The following is a 13,608-nucleotide window of genomic DNA, read 5'->3' as shown; positions in this document are numbered from 1 at the left end:
GTCCGCGTTGCTACTTCTTGTTACGCCGCTGGATACGGGTCTTCTTGAGAAGCTTGCGGTGCTTCTTCTTCGCCATGCGCTTACGACGCTTCTTGATGACAGAGCCCACGGGACCCCCAGGTAGCTGGTAGCCGAATTGCAAACCGGCGTGCGGGCGCACACCGGGTCAACAGACTACCGGCGATCGGCGGTGGATCGCCCGCAGGCCCGGGGTCCCGGGCGCCGGAACCCGCGGCGCGGCCCTCGCACCGCCGTGTCACGGCCGTCGCCCCGGGGTCGCGGGACCGGGGATCCCGGCCCCGGCCGGCCTTCCGGACCGCGCCCGGGACGCATCCGGGGAGGCGCGGGCCCGCCCCTCCACCGGGTTCACCCGGGGGGCACGGGCCCACGGTCGCTTCAACCGGCCTCGATGTACGCGTCCCGGAGATAGTCGTGCACCGCCTGCTCCGGCACTCTGAAGGACCGGCCGACCCGGATGGCCGGCAGCTCACCCGAGTGCACGAGCCGGTACACCGTCATCTTGGACACCCTCATGACCGTGGCCACCTCGGCCACCGTCAGGAACTTCACCTCGCTGAGAGGTCTTTCGCCTGCACCCATCGGACGCCTCTTCCGCACGTGTTTCCGGGTTATCCCCACTGGTGCCATCGCTCACGCACGTCTACTGCCGTCAGCGTAAGTCGGGACTCCGAACACGCAAACCCCCTATTTTCCCAACGTTCGCAGTCCCACGTCAGCGGAATGGAGAAACTCGCTGGCCAGCAGCCGGACCCTACCCTCAGATCCGATCTTGGAACGGGCCAGCCGTCTCTCATAAGAGTCGCCCACCGTCGCCGAAAAGTTGGCAAAGGATCGGCGAGCCCCATGGAATGCAGGCGCGAAAAGCCGGTATAAGGACGGCCGGATCCGGCGTCACGCCCGCCTCAGAGGGCGCTCGTGACCCTCGCGACCAGATGCGCGGTCAGCGGAGCGTAGTGCCTCGGCAGCACGTTGTCATCGAGCGGCACGGTGACCGCGATCTTGCCCTCCGCCTCGCCGACGAAGAGCGCCGGGTCGTTGCTGTCGGCGAATCCCACCGTCGGGATCCCCGCCTCCCCCGCGGCACCGGCCCACCCGTGGTCGGCGATCACCAGGTCGGGGAGCTCCTGCCCCATCTCCTCGATCATCGCCTCCATCGGCGCCGGGTCGTGGGTGTGCACGAAGGCCCCCCTGTCGTCCAGCATGGCGACGTCGTCGAGATAGCGGATCTTGCGCCTGCGCCCGAAGCGGGGGCCGGTGTAGGACCAGTCCTCGGCGGGGGTCAGCAGCGTCGCCCCGCACCCCCGCGCCAGCCTGGCCAGCGCCAGGTGGACGGTGAGCAGGCCGGTGGGGTGGCCGGTGGCCACCAGGATCCGCGCCCCGGCGTTCCGGAGCACCCCGGCGATCACGTCGCCCATCGCCTCGACGGCGTCGATCGTGCGGTCCGGGTCGATGGTGTCCAGGCCCTCCCGGTGGGCCGGATCGGCCACGACCCCGGCCGACTTGGCCATCAGGTCCAGGACGTCCCGGTACGACCAGCCCTCGCCCAGGGTGAGCCCGAACATGTGGTGCGGGTCCCGGTTGGCCAGCGACCGGTAGTGGTCGAGGTTGTTCTCCCGGCTGGTCGCCACGTCGCCGGCGATCCGGGTGCGGACGAGGTGCTCGCGGAGGTCGTCCCGCGATCCGGGGTTCGGGGTCGGTTCGGAGTGCAGGGTCACGGGATCGGGTCCAGTCCGTGGAAGGGGAACACGGCGTTCCTGGTCGCCAGGATCGCCCGGTCGACCGGGTCTGCCGGGTCATAACCGGCGGACAGGTCGATGAATTCCGGTTTCCTGCCGTCGGTCATGGACAGCGGCGGCGTCTCGCCGGTCCGCTCCCGCACCAGCTGCCGCCAGCCCTGGGGGGTGGCGGTGGCCGGGTCGAGCGGGTGGCCGGACACCTCGGCCAGCAGGTGGGTCCACGCCCGGGGCACCACCTGGACCAGTTCGTACCCGCCGCCGCCGGTCACGATCCACCGGCCGCCCGCGGTCTCGTGGGCCAGCTCGTGCAGCGCCGCGTAGGCGGTCCGCTGACCGTCCAGGCTGAGTATCAGGTGGGCCAGCGGGTCCAGCGCGTGGCTGTCGCAGCCGTGCTGGGTGACCAGGACCTCCGGGGCGAACTCCCGCAGCAGCGGCGGGACCACCGCGTGGAAGGCGCGCAGCCAGCCGCCGTCGCCGCAGCCGGCCGGCAGCGCCACGTTGACCGCGGTGCCCTCCGCCCCGATCTCGTGCGGGAAGCCCGTGCCCGGGAAGAGGGTCCGGGGGCTCTCGTGCAGGCTGACGGTGAGCACCCTGGGGTCGTCGTGGAACATCGCCTGGACGCCGTCCCCGTGGTGCACGTCCACGTCCACGTAGGCGACCCTGGAGGCGCCCTGGGACAGCAGCCAGCCGATGGCCACCGCCGGGTCGTTGTAGACGCAGAAGCCGCTCGCCGTGCCCGGCATCGCGTGGTGCAGCCCGCCCGCGACGTTCGCCGCGTGCTCGGCCTCCCCCGTCCACACCGCGCGGGCCGCGGCCAGCGTGGCCCCGGCGATGAGCGCGGAGGCCTCGTGCACCCCGGCGAAGGCGGGGTTGTCCTCGGTGCCCAGCCCGGCGGCGCGGTCGGGCCGCCCGGTCGCCGAGACCCGCCGGACCGCCTCGATGTAGTCGCGCCGGTGGACCAGGGCCAGCTCGTCGTCGGTGGCGGGCGCGCAGCCGACCAGCTCGACCGCGTCGAGCACGCCCAGCTCCCGGGCCAGCGCCATGGTCAGCTCGACCCGGACCGGCGCGAGCGGGTGCCCGGGGCCGAAGTCGTAGGCGGTGAGCGCGTCCTCCCAGACGACCCGCACGGACCGGCTCATCCGCATCCTCCTCGGCTCGTTCCCCGGGCGTCGGCGCCGGCTGTGCCGTCGGCGCCGTCGGCGATGGGGGCGACGTTACCGCACGGCCGCCGTCCCGCCGCCCTCGCGGGGCGGGCCGCCTCCGACGCGCTCCCGGTCCTCCCGGGCCGCCCCGATCCTCCCGGGCCGCCCCGATCCTCCTGGCCGTCCCGGTCCTCCTGGCCGTCCCGGTCCTCCTGGCCGTCCCGGTCCTCCTGGCCGTCCCGACCGGGATCATTCGTCCGTATCGTGACATGCCGTACTGTCGTGCCATGCGTTTGCGGGGTGTGCGGGAGGTATGGCGGACCCTGGGACGCTCCCGGATATTCGACGGCCTGCTGGCGGCCGGCGTGTGCGCGGCCGACGTGACCGCGACCCTGGCCCTCTTCCCCGCGGGCGGCCCCGGCCGGGCCCCCGCCCTCGCGATCTCCGTCGTCGGCGCCGCCCTCCTCCTCCTGCGACGCGGCCGCCCGATCGCGGTCGCCCTCGCCACTCTCGCCCTCGACCTGCTCTACGTCCTGCTCGGCCTGGGCGATCCCGCCACCCTGCCCAGCACGATCGGCCTCTACGGCCTGGGCCGCTACGCGGCGGGCAGAGCGGCCTGGGGCATCTCCGCGGCCACCGTGCTCATGTACGCGCTGCTGGCCCTGAAGACGATGCCGGGGCCGCTCTACCACTCCTCCGTCCCGGTGCTCCTGCCCCTGCTGTTCACCGGCACGGGCGCGTTCTTCCGGCTCCGGAGCGAGCTGCGCGAGCGCCGGCAGCAGCAGGTGGCCGAGTCCGCGGTGCGCGCCGAGCGCCGCCGCATCGCCCGGGAGCTGCACGACGTCGTCGCCCACCACATCACCACGATCAACGTGCTGGTCGGCGCCGGCCGCACCACCATGGCCTCCGACCCCGAACGCGCCCAGGAGGTGCTGGTCACGGCCGAGCGCACGGCCCGCGAGGCGATGGCGGAGATGCGGCAGCTCCTGCACGTGCTCCGGGTCGAGGACGACGGCGAGCCGGAGGACCACTCGGGGACCGGCGCCGCCGCGCTGCCCGCCCTGGTCGAACAGGTGCGCACCGCGGGACTGCCGGTCGGCATGGAGGTGGCGGGGGAGGCCGTCCCGCTGCCCACGGCGGTGGACCACGCCGTCTACCGGATCGTGCAGGAGGCCCTCACCAACGCGCGCAAGCACGCGCCCGGCGCCCGTGTCAGCGTCCGGCTCGCCTACCTGCCCGGCGTCGTCGAGGTCGAGGTCCTCGACGACGGCCTCGGCCGGCGCGCCGGCGGGCAGCAGGGCGGCGGCTTCGGGCTGGGCGGCATGGCCGAGCGGGTGGCGCTGTGCGGAGGGCGGCTGCAGACCGGCCCCCGCCCTTCGGGAGGCTTCCAGGTCCACGCCCGCATCCCGGTCCCGGAGTCCCGGGAGCCGGCGGTCCGGGTCTCCGCGCTCTGGAGCCGCGAATCACCGAAGGAGAACCCGTGATCACGATCCTGGTGGCCGACGACCACGCCGTGGTACGCACCGGCTTCCGCATGATTCTCGGTTTCCAGTCCGACATGTCCGTCGTCGGAGAGGCCGCCGACGGGGCGCAGGCCGTACGGCTCAGCCGCGACCTGCGGCCCGAGGTGGTGCTGATGGACGTGCACATGCCCGGGACCGACGGCGTCGCGGCCACCAGGGAGATCACGGAGGCCCTTCCGGGGACGCGCGTGCTGGGGCTGAGCACGTTCGACCTGGACGAGTACGTGGTGGCGATGCTGCGCGCCGGGGCGTCGGGGTTCCTGCCCAAGGACGTCTCGCCGGAGGAGCTGGTCGAGGGCGTGCGGACCGTGCACCGGGGGGAAGCCGCCGTGGCGCCCCGGCTGCTCACCCGCCTGATCGGCACGTTCGTGCGCGCCCCCCGCCCCCGCCCGCTGCCCGCGACCGCGCCCGGCGCGCTCGCCTCGCTCACCGACCGCGAGCGGGAGGTGCTCGTGCTCATCGCCGGCGGGTACGCCAACGGTGAGATCGCCGAACGGCTGGCCGTCTCGCCGTCCACGGTGAAGAACCACGTCACGAGCCTCTTCGCCAAGATCGGCGCGCGGGACCGCGCCCAGGCCGTGATCGCCGCCTACGAGGCGGGCCTGGTCACCCCCGGGCGGTAGGAGCAGGGTCCTACCCGAGAGGGCCGGTCGTACCGCGCTCCCAGTCCGCGGACCGTCCTCCGGCACGATGACCCGGGGCCGGGCGGGCGGGAGGCTGAAGACATGATCAACGTCAGATCGCTCACCAAGCGGTACGGCTCGACCGTCGCCGTGGACGGGCTCTCGTTCAAGGTACGGCGCGGCCGGGTGACCGGCTTCCTCGGGCCCAACGGCGCCGGCAAGTCGACCACCATGCGCATGATCCTCGGCCTGGACCGGCCGAGCGAGGGCACCGCCCTCGTCGACGGCACGCCGTACGGCGAACTGAGGAACCCGCTGCGCAAGGTCGGCGCACTGCTGGACGCCAAGGCGGTCCACGGCGGGCGCAGCGCGCGCGACCACCTGCTCTGCCTGGCGCAGAGCAACGGCATCCCGGCCTCCCGGGTGGCGGAGGCGCTGGCCCTCACCGGTCTGACCGCGGTGGCGCGCCGCCGTGTCGGCGGCTTCTCGCTGGGCATGTCGCAACGGCTGGGCATCGCCGCGGCGCTCCTCGGCGACCCGGAGATCCTGATGTTCGACGAGCCGGTCAACGGGCTCGATCCGGAGGGCATCCTGTGGATCCGCACCCTGATGCGCGACCTCGCCGCCGAGGGCCGCGCGGTGTTCGTCTCCAGCCACCTGATGAGCGAGATGGCGCAGACGGCCGACCACCTGGTCGTCATCGGCAGGGGCCGCCTCATCGCCGACACGGGCGTGCAGGAGTTCATCGGCCGCAGCTCCCAGGCCTACGTCCGGGTGCGCGCGCCGCGCCTGCCGGAGCTCGCACGGGTGCTCGGCGGGGCCGGGGGCGCGACGGATCCGGCGGACGCGGCCAAGCGGGCGGAAGCACCGTATCCGGCGGAAGCGGCGGGACGGGTGGAGGTGGCGCTGCACGGCGACCACCTGCGGGTGACGGGCCTGGGTGCCGAGGCCGTCGGCGAGGCCGCGGCGGGGGCCGGGCTCGCGCTGCACGAGCTGACCCCGGTCTCGCCGTCCCTGGAGGCGGCGTACATGGAACTGACCCAGGAGAGCACCGAGTACGCGGGAGCGCGGGCATGACGGGCGTGTTGCGATCGGAATGGACCAAGCTCCGCTCGGTGCGGTCCACCCTGTGGACCCTGCTGGCGGCCGTGGCGCTGATGGTCGGGTTCGGGGTGCTGCTCACCGCCGTCTCCGGCGACCTGGGCGAGGAGGTCGGGCCCGCCGACGCCCTCATGTTCAGCCTCTCGGGCTCCCCGTTCGCCTCGCTGGCGGTGGCCTCGCTCGGCGTCCTGGTCATCAGCGGCGAGTACCGCACCGGCATGATCCGCACCACCCTGCTCGCCGTGCCCGGCCGCCTGCGGATGCTGACCGCCAAGGTCGCGGTCTTCACGGCGGTGGCCCTCACCGTCTCGCTGGTCGCGTCGTTCGCCGCGTTCCTCGTCGGGCAGGCCGTGCTCGGGGACGCCGGGATCGCGCTCGGCGACCCCGGCGTGCTGCGGGCGGTCACCGGCTCCGCGCTGCTCATCACGGCGAGCGGGATCTTCGGCCTGGCGCTCGGCGCGCTGATCCGGCACACCCCCGGCGCGATCGTCGCGGTGATCGCCCTGGTCTTCGTCCTGCCGCAGATGACCAACATGCTGCCCGGCGGGTGGGGCGCGGCGGTGCGCGACCACTTCACCACCAACGCCGGCGACCAGATCACCCACATCGAGATCATGGACGGGCAGCTCGGTCCCTGGGCCGGCTTCGGGGTCTACTGCGCCTGGGTCGCGGTCGCCCTGGTCGCCGCGGCGGTACTGCTGCGGCGCCGGGACGCCTGAACGACGGGCGGACCGCCCTCGCCGGGCACCCGGCGGCCGGGTCAGCCGGCGGCGAGCTCGCGGCCCCGGTCCCGGGCCGCCTCGATGGCGGCCAGGAAGGCGGCCCGGACGCTGTGGCGCTCCAGCTCGGCGATGGCCGCGATGGTGGTCCCGCCCGGGGAGGTGACGGCCTCGCGCAGGATGACGGGGTGCTCGCCCGAGTCGCGGAGCATGATCGCGGCGCCGACGATCGACTGGGTGACCATGTCGAGCGCGGCGGCCCGGGGCATGCCGAGCAGGATGCCCGCGTCGACCATGGCCTCGACCAGGTAGAAGAAGTAGGCGGGACCGCTGCCGGAGAGCGCGGTCGCGGCGTCCTGCTGGGACTCGGGGATGCGCAGCACCTTGCCGACCGGCCGCAGCAGGTCCTCGGCCCGCCTGAGGTGCTCCTCGGCGGCGTGGGCGCCCCCCGAGATCACGCTCATCGCCTCGTCCACCAGAACCGGCGTGTTGGACATCACCCGGACCACCGGGACCTCCCCGCCGAGCCGGGTCTCCACGAACGCGGTCGTGATGCCCGCCGCCGCCGAGATCACCAGGCGGTCGGCGGGGACGCAGGGTGCGATCTCCGCCAGCAGCGTCCCCATGTCCTGCGGCTTGACCGCCAGGATGAGGGTGTCGGCGTGCTTGGCGGCCTCGGGGTTGGACAGCACCCGCACGCCGTACCGCTCCCGGAGCGCCTCGGCCCGCTCGGCGCGCCGGGCGGTCGCGATCACGTCGCCCGGCTTGAACCCCGCCCGGAGCAGCCCGGACAGCAGCGCCTCGCCCATCTTGCCGGTCCCGAGAATCGCGATCATGCCAGCGCACCTTGCCTAGGGGGTCAGGGACGACCAGCTTACGAGGTACGGCCCGGCCGGAGTGCGGCGAGCCCGGCCCGAACGCACCCCGCCGGGCCCCCGCCCGGGGCGGCGGAGGTACGGGGAACGCGGCCCGCAACCGCCCCTGCCGGGTTCCCGGCCCGGAGGAGGCGCCCCCTGCCGGGTCCCCGCCCGGGGCGGCCGGCGGGGACGCGGAGGGAGGCCGGCAAGGGGCGCGCGGGGGCCGCGGTCAGGACACCGTGAACGCCCGGGAGACGCCGGTGAACGGCGTGACCCTGCCGAGCAGGTTCCGCCGGTCCCCGAAGTGCACGATGCGGTAGGTGCCGGGCGGGGTGTCCGCGGCGACGTCCCAGGTGACGGTGGCCTTGGACGTGCCGGTGACGGCATTGAGGCGGGTCCAGCGGAACTTCGTGTGCCAGTCGCCGTCGTCCAGGTGGCGCCGCCACGTCCCGTCCACCAGGCGCTGCACCTCCAGGTAGGTCCCGTTGCGGTGCAGGTCGTTCTTCGGGTGCCCGGTGACGAACTCGGCCGTCACGGTCTCCCCGCGCCGGTGGGCGGCGGCGGGCTCGGTGAGCACCTGCCCGAACGAGGTGGACGGCGGCGCGCTGTCGAGGACCACGCCCGTCTGGAGGGTGAACTGCGCACCGGACAGGTCGGGCGGAGCCGTGCCCGGATCGACCGGGGCGCCGTCCCGCAGCGCGGCGGCGAGCCGGGCGAACTCCTGCTGGTGGGCGGGCAGGGTGTGCGGGCCGTACAGCGTCGAGCCGCCCTCGTACTGCTGCAGCGCGTACTCCTCCGGCGTGGTCACGTACTGGCTGTAGGCGTTGGCGTAGCCCTGCAGCAGCACGTTCTCCGGCGGCACGCCCAGCTCCGCCGCGACCGACCGCCGGATCCGCAGGCCGGAGACGATCGTGTACTCGGCGGGGCCCGCCACCAGGTACAGCTGCCCGATCCTGAGGATCTGCAGCGGCAGGACGTTCGGCGTCGCCCGCACCGGCTCGGTGATCAGGCCGGTCGGCACCAGGTTCGCCTTGGGCGCCTGGCAGGCCAGCAGCGAGGCCGGCGGAGGGACGTCGAGCGAGGCCAGGATCCGGCCGATGGGGCCCGTCATGCCCTCCCGGAAGCCCGGGATCGCCGGGCCGTCCTCGGTGCTGCCCGCGAGCGTGGACGCGCCGACCATGGCGGTGCAGGTGCGGCCGGGCCTGCCGTCCGGGGTGTATCTCCCGTCGACGGCGACGTTCTCCATGTCGACGAAGCGCATCCGGGAGTCGACCCCGCCGGTGACCGGGGTCGTCGCGCCGTCGTAGATCTGCCGGGCCTTCGCGAACTGGCGCTCGCCGATGATCCGGGTGTTGGCGAACTCGTCCTCGGTCGGCCCCGATCCGGGCCTCAGGTTCAGGTTGGGCGACATGTCGCCGGCGTTGGTGTTGGGGAACGCCGCGACGAAACCCGGCCCCGGGTCCAGGTAGCGCACCCCGGCGTGGTCGTGCTCCCAGCGGTAGGCCGCGTACCCCTTGTTGTCCGGGCTGACCAGGGTGTTGGCGTTGGTCAGGGAGGTGTTGTGGGTGGCGAACCAGCTGATCGCGCCGACGTCGGCGCCTCCCTGCCGGAAGCGCAGGACGGTCATCGCCGGGTCGATGCCGCCGGGGAAGGCCGCCCTGTCCTGCGCGGGGTTGCGGTCGAAGGCGGCGCGGGACCGGTTCACGCTGGCGTCGGTGAGCTCTCCCCTGCCCAGGGTGACGGTGCCCGGCCGCAGGTCGTCGTGCGCCTCCGCGACCGACTCGACGATGCCGTCCACGATCGCCCCGTAGGTGCCCTTCTGGAAGCCCAGGCTCGCCAGGTTGTACGCCAGGTGGTGGGAGAAGCCGCCCGGCCCGGCGTGCGTGTGCGTCGCCGACAGCAGCACGTTCTGCTCGGTGTACAGCGTGCCGTACCGCTGCTTCAGCCTGGCGATCACCTGCTGCCGGACCGCCTCGAAGATCATGGCGAGGTCGGCGTTGACGTACGCGACCCGCCTGCCGGTGGCCCGGTCGACGACGACGAACGCGCGTGAGCGCTGGCGCTGGTGCAGCCCCGAGGCCTTCTGCTCGAAGCTGGAGTAGCCCATCATGCCGACCTCGGCGATCTCTCCGGTGACGTCGGAGATTCCCCGGCCGACCAGGTAGCCGGGCGGCTCTGCGGTCGCGGCGGTCCCCGCCGGGCCGGTGCCCGCCGCGACGGGCGGGGCCGGCGGGACCGCGACGCCGAGCGCCGCGGTCAGCAGCAGGGTCAGTGTTCGGGTTCTCGGACGTGCGAGCCGCATGCGTTTTCTCCCGGGGGTGGGCCGGTCCGCGGGGACCGGTGGGGGTGGGCCGGAACCGTCGTGCGGTGGAGCGGTCGTCGGCGGACCGGTGCCGCTCCGAGAGAACATGAGTTCTGTTCATGTTGATTCGGGCGCGGAAGGCTGTCAAGGGTCCGGTAAGGGTGCTGAACCGCCCGTCCCGCCGGGCCGTCATAGGGGCATGCGTAGGATCACGATCCCGCTCGCGGCGGGAACCCTGCTTCTGTCCATGGGGTGCGGCACCGAGACGGTGACCGGCTCCCCGGCCCCCTCCGCGGCGACCGCCTCCTCGCCCGGAGGCTCCGCGGCGACCGGCACCGCCCCCTCCCAGCCGGTGGCGGGCACCGTCGCCCCCAAGGTCGAGCCCACCCACGGCCCCAGGCCGGTCAAGCCGACGGGCGACGCCGACGACCCCCGCCGGGTCCCCTGGCTGAAGGCCCGGCCGTACAAGAACGGCCGGACACTGCGGGTCGTCTGGTGGTCCGGGGTGGAGCCCTGCAACGTGCTCGACCGGGTGACCGTGAAGGAGACCTCCAAGCGGGTGACCGTCACCCTGTGGGAGGGCCCGAGCAGCAAGGCGCAGAACGTCGCCTGCATCGAGATCGCCATCCAGAAGTCGACCACGGTCAAGCTCAGGAAGCCCCTGGGCAAGCGGAAGGTCGTCGACGGCGCCCGAACCCGCTGAACGCCCCGGGGCCCGGGAGGGTCCCGCACCGCCTCCGGCCCGGAGGGGCCCGCACCGCCTCCGGCCGCGTCTCCTCCGGGCGTCCGGAGGTCCCGCGCCTCCCCTCCGCCCCCTCCCGTGCGGGCCGTACGGTGGACCCCGGGAACGTCGACCCGCCGCCACCCGTCGAAAGGAGAGGAATCACCCGGTTTTTCCCGGGTAACCAGGAATGCCATCACGCTCTTGTAGGTTGAGCCACATAGACTCAAGTCGTTTGACAAACGCGGTGCGTTGCCCGACTATGAGTCAGACCGACTCAACTTTGACTACAAGGACGTACTCATGGCACGTGCGGTAGGTATCGACCTGGGGACGACCAACTCCGTCGTCTCGATCCTCGAGGGCGGCGAGCCGACCGTCATCGCCAACGCGCAGGGGTCGCGGACCACGCCGTCCGTGGTCGCGTTCGCGAAGAACGGCGAGGTCCTGGTGGGTGAGGTCGCCAAGCGGCAGGCCGTCACCAACGTGGACCGGACGATCCGCTCGGTCAAGCGCGAGATGGGCACCGACTGGTCCCAGGAGATCGACGGCAAGAAGTTCTCCCCGCAGCAGATCAGCGCCTTCGTCCTGCAGAAGCTCAAGCAGGACGCCGAGGCCTACCTGGGCGAGAAGATCACCGACGCGGTGATCACCGTCCCGGCGTACTTCAACGACGCCCAGCGGCAGGCCACCAAGGAGGCCGGCACCATCGCGGGCCTCAACGTCCTGCGCATCATCAACGAGCCGACGGCCGCGGCGCTCGCCTACGGCCTCGACAAGGACAAGGACCAGACGATCCTGGTCTTCGACCTCGGCGGCGGCACCTTCGACGTGTCCCTGCTCGACGTCGGCCAGGAGGACGGCCACGGCTTCGTCGAGGTCAAGGCCACCAGCGGCGACAACCACCTCGGCGGCGACGACTGGGACCAGCGCGTCGTCGACGAGCTCGTCAACCGGTTCAAGAACGGCCACGGCGTCGACCTGTCCAAGGACAAGATGGCCCTGCAGCGCCTGCGCGAGGCGGCGGAGAAGGCCAAGATCGAACTGTCCAGCCAGTCCGAGACCAACATCAACCTGCCCTACATCACGGCCTCCGCCGAGGGCCCGCTCCACCTGGACGAGAAGCTCACCCGCGCCGAGTTCCAGCGGCTCACCGCCGACCTGCTCGAGCGCTGCAAGGGCCCGTTCCACCAGGTGATCAAGGACGCCGGGATCAAGGTCTCCGACATCGCGCACGTCGTGCTCGTCGGCGGCTCGACCCGCATGCCCGCCGTCACCGAGCTCGTCAAGGAGCTGACCGGCGGCCAGGAGCCCAACAAGGGCGTGAACCCGGACGAGGTCGTCGCCATCGGCGCCGCCCTGCAGGCCGGTGTGCTCAAGGGCGAGGTCAAGGACGTCCTGCTGCTCGACGTGACCCCGCTCTCGCTGGGCATCGAGACCAAGGGCGGCATCTTCACCAAGATCATCGAGCGCAACACCACGATCCCGACCAAGCGCTCCGAGGTCTTCACCACGGCCGAGGACAACCAGCCGTCGGTGCAGATCCAGGTCTACCAGGGCGAGCGCGAGATCGCGGCCTACAACAAGAAGCTGGCCACCTTCGAGCTGACCGGCATCGCCCCGGCGCCGCGCGGCATCCCGCAGATCGAGGTCACCTTCGACATCGACGCCAACGGCATCGTCAACGTCTCCGCCAAGGACCTGGGCACCGGCAAGGAGCAGACGATGACGATCACCGGCGGCTCCGCGCTGCCGAAGGACGACATCGAGCGCATGATGCGCGAGGCCGAGTCCTACGCCGAGGAGGACAAGCGCCGCCGCGAGGAGGCCGAGACCCGCAACAACGCCGACTCCCTCGTCTACCAGACGGAGAAGTTCCTCAGCGACAACGCCGACAAGGTCCCGGACGACATCAAGTCCGAGGTCGGCGAGGCCGTCTCCGACCTGAAGAAGACGCTGGAGGGCACCGACACGGCCGCCATCCGCGCCGCCGCGGAGAAGCTCGCCACGGTCAGCCAGAAGATGGGCTCGGCGATCTACGCCCAGGCGCAGGGCTCCGAGGCCCCGGCCGGCGCCCCGGGCGCCGAGGGCGCCGGAGGCGCCGCCGGCGAGCAGAAGGCCGACGACGACGTGGTCGAGGCCGAGATCGTGGACGACGAGCCGAAGCGCGAGAACGACGCCAAGTGACGGCCGGTAAGCCGAGGGGAGCACGACCGTGAACACGCGTGAGAACGGTTCCGGGGAGGAGCCGGTGATCCGCGACAACCGGAAGATCGACCCGGAGACCGGGCAGCCGCGCGAGACGGACGGCGAGCGGTCCGGCAAGGCCGAGCAGGCCGAGCCGACCGCCCCGTCCGGGCAGGCCGGCTCCGGGCCCGACCTGGCCTCGACCGAGCTGGCCGTCCAGCTCGCCGAGCGCACGGCGGACCTCCAGCGACTCCAGGCCGAATACTCCAACTACCGCAAGCGGGTCGAGCGGGACCGGATCGCGGTCAAGGAGCAGGCGGTGGCCGGTGCGCTGACCGAGCTGCTCCCGGTCCTCGACGACATCGGCCGGGCCCGTGACCACGGGGAGCTCACCGGCGGTTTCGCGAAGGTGGCCGAGTCGCTGGAGGCGGCCGTCGGGAAGCTGGGGCTGGGCTCCTTCGGCGCCAAGGGCGAGCCCTTCGACCCGACGGTGCACGAGGCGCTGATGCACAGCTACTCGCCCGACGTCACCGAGCCGACCTGCGTGGAGATCCTGCAGCCCGGTTACCGGATCGGCGAGCGCGTGCTGCGCCCCGCGCGCGTCGCGGTCGCCGAGCCCGGCGAATCCGACGCGACCGAATAACCGATCCACCCCATATCTGGAGAAGGAAGACAG

General features: G+C 72.7%; 13 protein-coding genes. 7 read left to right on the top strand and 6 right to left on the bottom strand.

What is annotated here, in order from left to right; translation table 11 throughout:
* Nucleotides 1-10: 10 nt before the first annotated feature.
* The 4 genes from HS048_RS06085 to HS048_RS06070 form a co-directional block, all read right to left on the bottom strand.
* On the bottom strand, nt 11-109 hold the full coding sequence (locus HS048_RS06085; RefSeq protein WP_018654693.1) for a 30S ribosomal protein bS22: 99 nt from the start codon (nt 107-109) through the stop codon (nt 11-13).
* A gap of 287 nt (nt 110-396) precedes the next feature.
* Nucleotides 397-600, bottom strand: a complete 204-nt coding sequence (locus HS048_RS06080) for a helix-turn-helix domain-containing protein (protein WP_012887307.1) — start codon at nt 598-600, stop codon at nt 397-399.
* A gap of 323 nt (nt 601-923) precedes the next feature.
* Nucleotides 924-1,736 carry a phosphatase gene (locus tag HS048_RS06075; protein WP_068898149.1) on the bottom strand — a complete coding sequence of 271 codons (813 nt, stop codon included), beginning with the start codon at nt 1,734-1,736 and terminating at the stop codon, nt 924-926.
* Entirely contained in the window at nt 1,733-2,896 is a 1,164-nt protein-coding gene (locus HS048_RS06070; protein ID WP_196466393.1) for an acetoin utilization protein AcuC, read from the bottom strand. Before HS048_RS06070 ends, HS048_RS06075 begins: the two co-directional genes overlap by 4 nt.
* Before the next feature lie 290 nt (nt 2,897-3,186).
* On the opposite strand from HS048_RS06070, the gene HS048_RS06065 reads away from it, so the two are divergent.
* The 4 genes from HS048_RS06065 (at nt 3,187) to HS048_RS06050 (ending at nt 6,865) form a co-directional block, all read left to right on the top strand.
* Nucleotides 3,187-4,383: a sensor histidine kinase gene (locus HS048_RS06065; RefSeq protein WP_196466392.1), complete on the top strand. Its 1,197-nt coding sequence runs from the start codon at nt 3,187-3,189 to the stop codon at nt 4,381-4,383.
* A complete protein-coding gene (locus HS048_RS06060; protein WP_196466391.1) occupies nt 4,380-5,045 on the top strand; it encodes a response regulator transcription factor in 666 nt (221 codons plus the stop codon). The genes HS048_RS06065 and HS048_RS06060 overlap by 4 nt, the downstream gene beginning before the upstream one ends.
* A gap of 102 nt (nt 5,046-5,147) precedes the next feature.
* Nucleotides 5,148-6,122: an ABC transporter ATP-binding protein gene (locus HS048_RS06055; protein WP_196466390.1), complete on the top strand. Its 975-nt coding sequence runs from the start codon at nt 5,148-5,150 to the stop codon at nt 6,120-6,122.
* The gene (locus HS048_RS06050; RefSeq protein WP_196466389.1) at nt 6,119-6,865 is read left to right on the top strand and encodes an ABC transporter permease; all 747 of its coding nucleotides are present in this window, start codon (nt 6,119-6,121) and stop codon (nt 6,863-6,865) included. Before HS048_RS06055 ends, HS048_RS06050 begins: the two co-directional genes overlap by 4 nt.
* Nucleotides 6,866-6,906: 41 nt before the next feature.
* Here the strand turns inward: HS048_RS06050 and proC are convergent, their stop codons facing one another.
* Both proC and HS048_RS06040 read right to left on the bottom strand, forming a co-directional pair.
* Nucleotides 6,907-7,701 carry a pyrroline-5-carboxylate reductase gene (gene proC, locus HS048_RS06045; protein WP_189238373.1) on the bottom strand — a complete coding sequence of 265 codons (795 nt, stop codon included), beginning with the start codon at nt 7,699-7,701 and terminating at the stop codon, nt 6,907-6,909.
* Nucleotides 7,702-7,951: 250 nt separating this feature from the next.
* Entirely contained in the window at nt 7,952-10,024 is a 2,073-nt protein-coding gene (locus HS048_RS06040; protein WP_196466388.1) for a neutral/alkaline ceramidase, read from the bottom strand.
* Nucleotides 10,025-10,223: 199 nt separating this feature from the next.
* Here HS048_RS06040 and HS048_RS06035 point away from each other — a divergent pair, with 199 nt between their 5' ends.
* The 3 genes from HS048_RS06035 (at nt 10,224) to grpE (ending at nt 13,575) form a co-directional block, all read left to right on the top strand.
* Nucleotides 10,224-10,727, top strand: a complete 504-nt coding sequence (locus HS048_RS06035) for a hypothetical protein (protein ID WP_068898140.1) — start codon at nt 10,224-10,226, stop codon at nt 10,725-10,727.
* A gap of 321 nt (nt 10,728-11,048) precedes the next feature.
* Complete coding sequence (gene dnaK / locus HS048_RS06030) at nt 11,049-12,932, top strand: molecular chaperone DnaK (protein WP_196466387.1); 1,884 nt, start codon at nt 11,049-11,051, stop codon at nt 12,930-12,932.
* Nucleotides 12,933-12,960: 28 nt separating this feature from the next.
* Nucleotides 12,961-13,575 carry a nucleotide exchange factor GrpE gene (grpE, locus tag HS048_RS06025; protein WP_191896427.1) on the top strand — a complete coding sequence of 205 codons (615 nt, stop codon included), beginning with the start codon at nt 12,961-12,963 and terminating at the stop codon, nt 13,573-13,575.
* Nucleotides 13,576-13,608: the final 33 nt, after the last annotated feature.

It is taken from the genome of Planomonospora sp. ID91781 (assembly GCF_015711595.1).
Lineage (GTDB): Bacteria > Actinomycetota > Actinomycetes > Streptosporangiales > Streptosporangiaceae > Planomonospora > Planomonospora parontospora.
The sequence above is the reverse complement of the archived record's forward strand: the minus strand, read 5'-3'. Positions and strand labels throughout refer to the sequence as shown.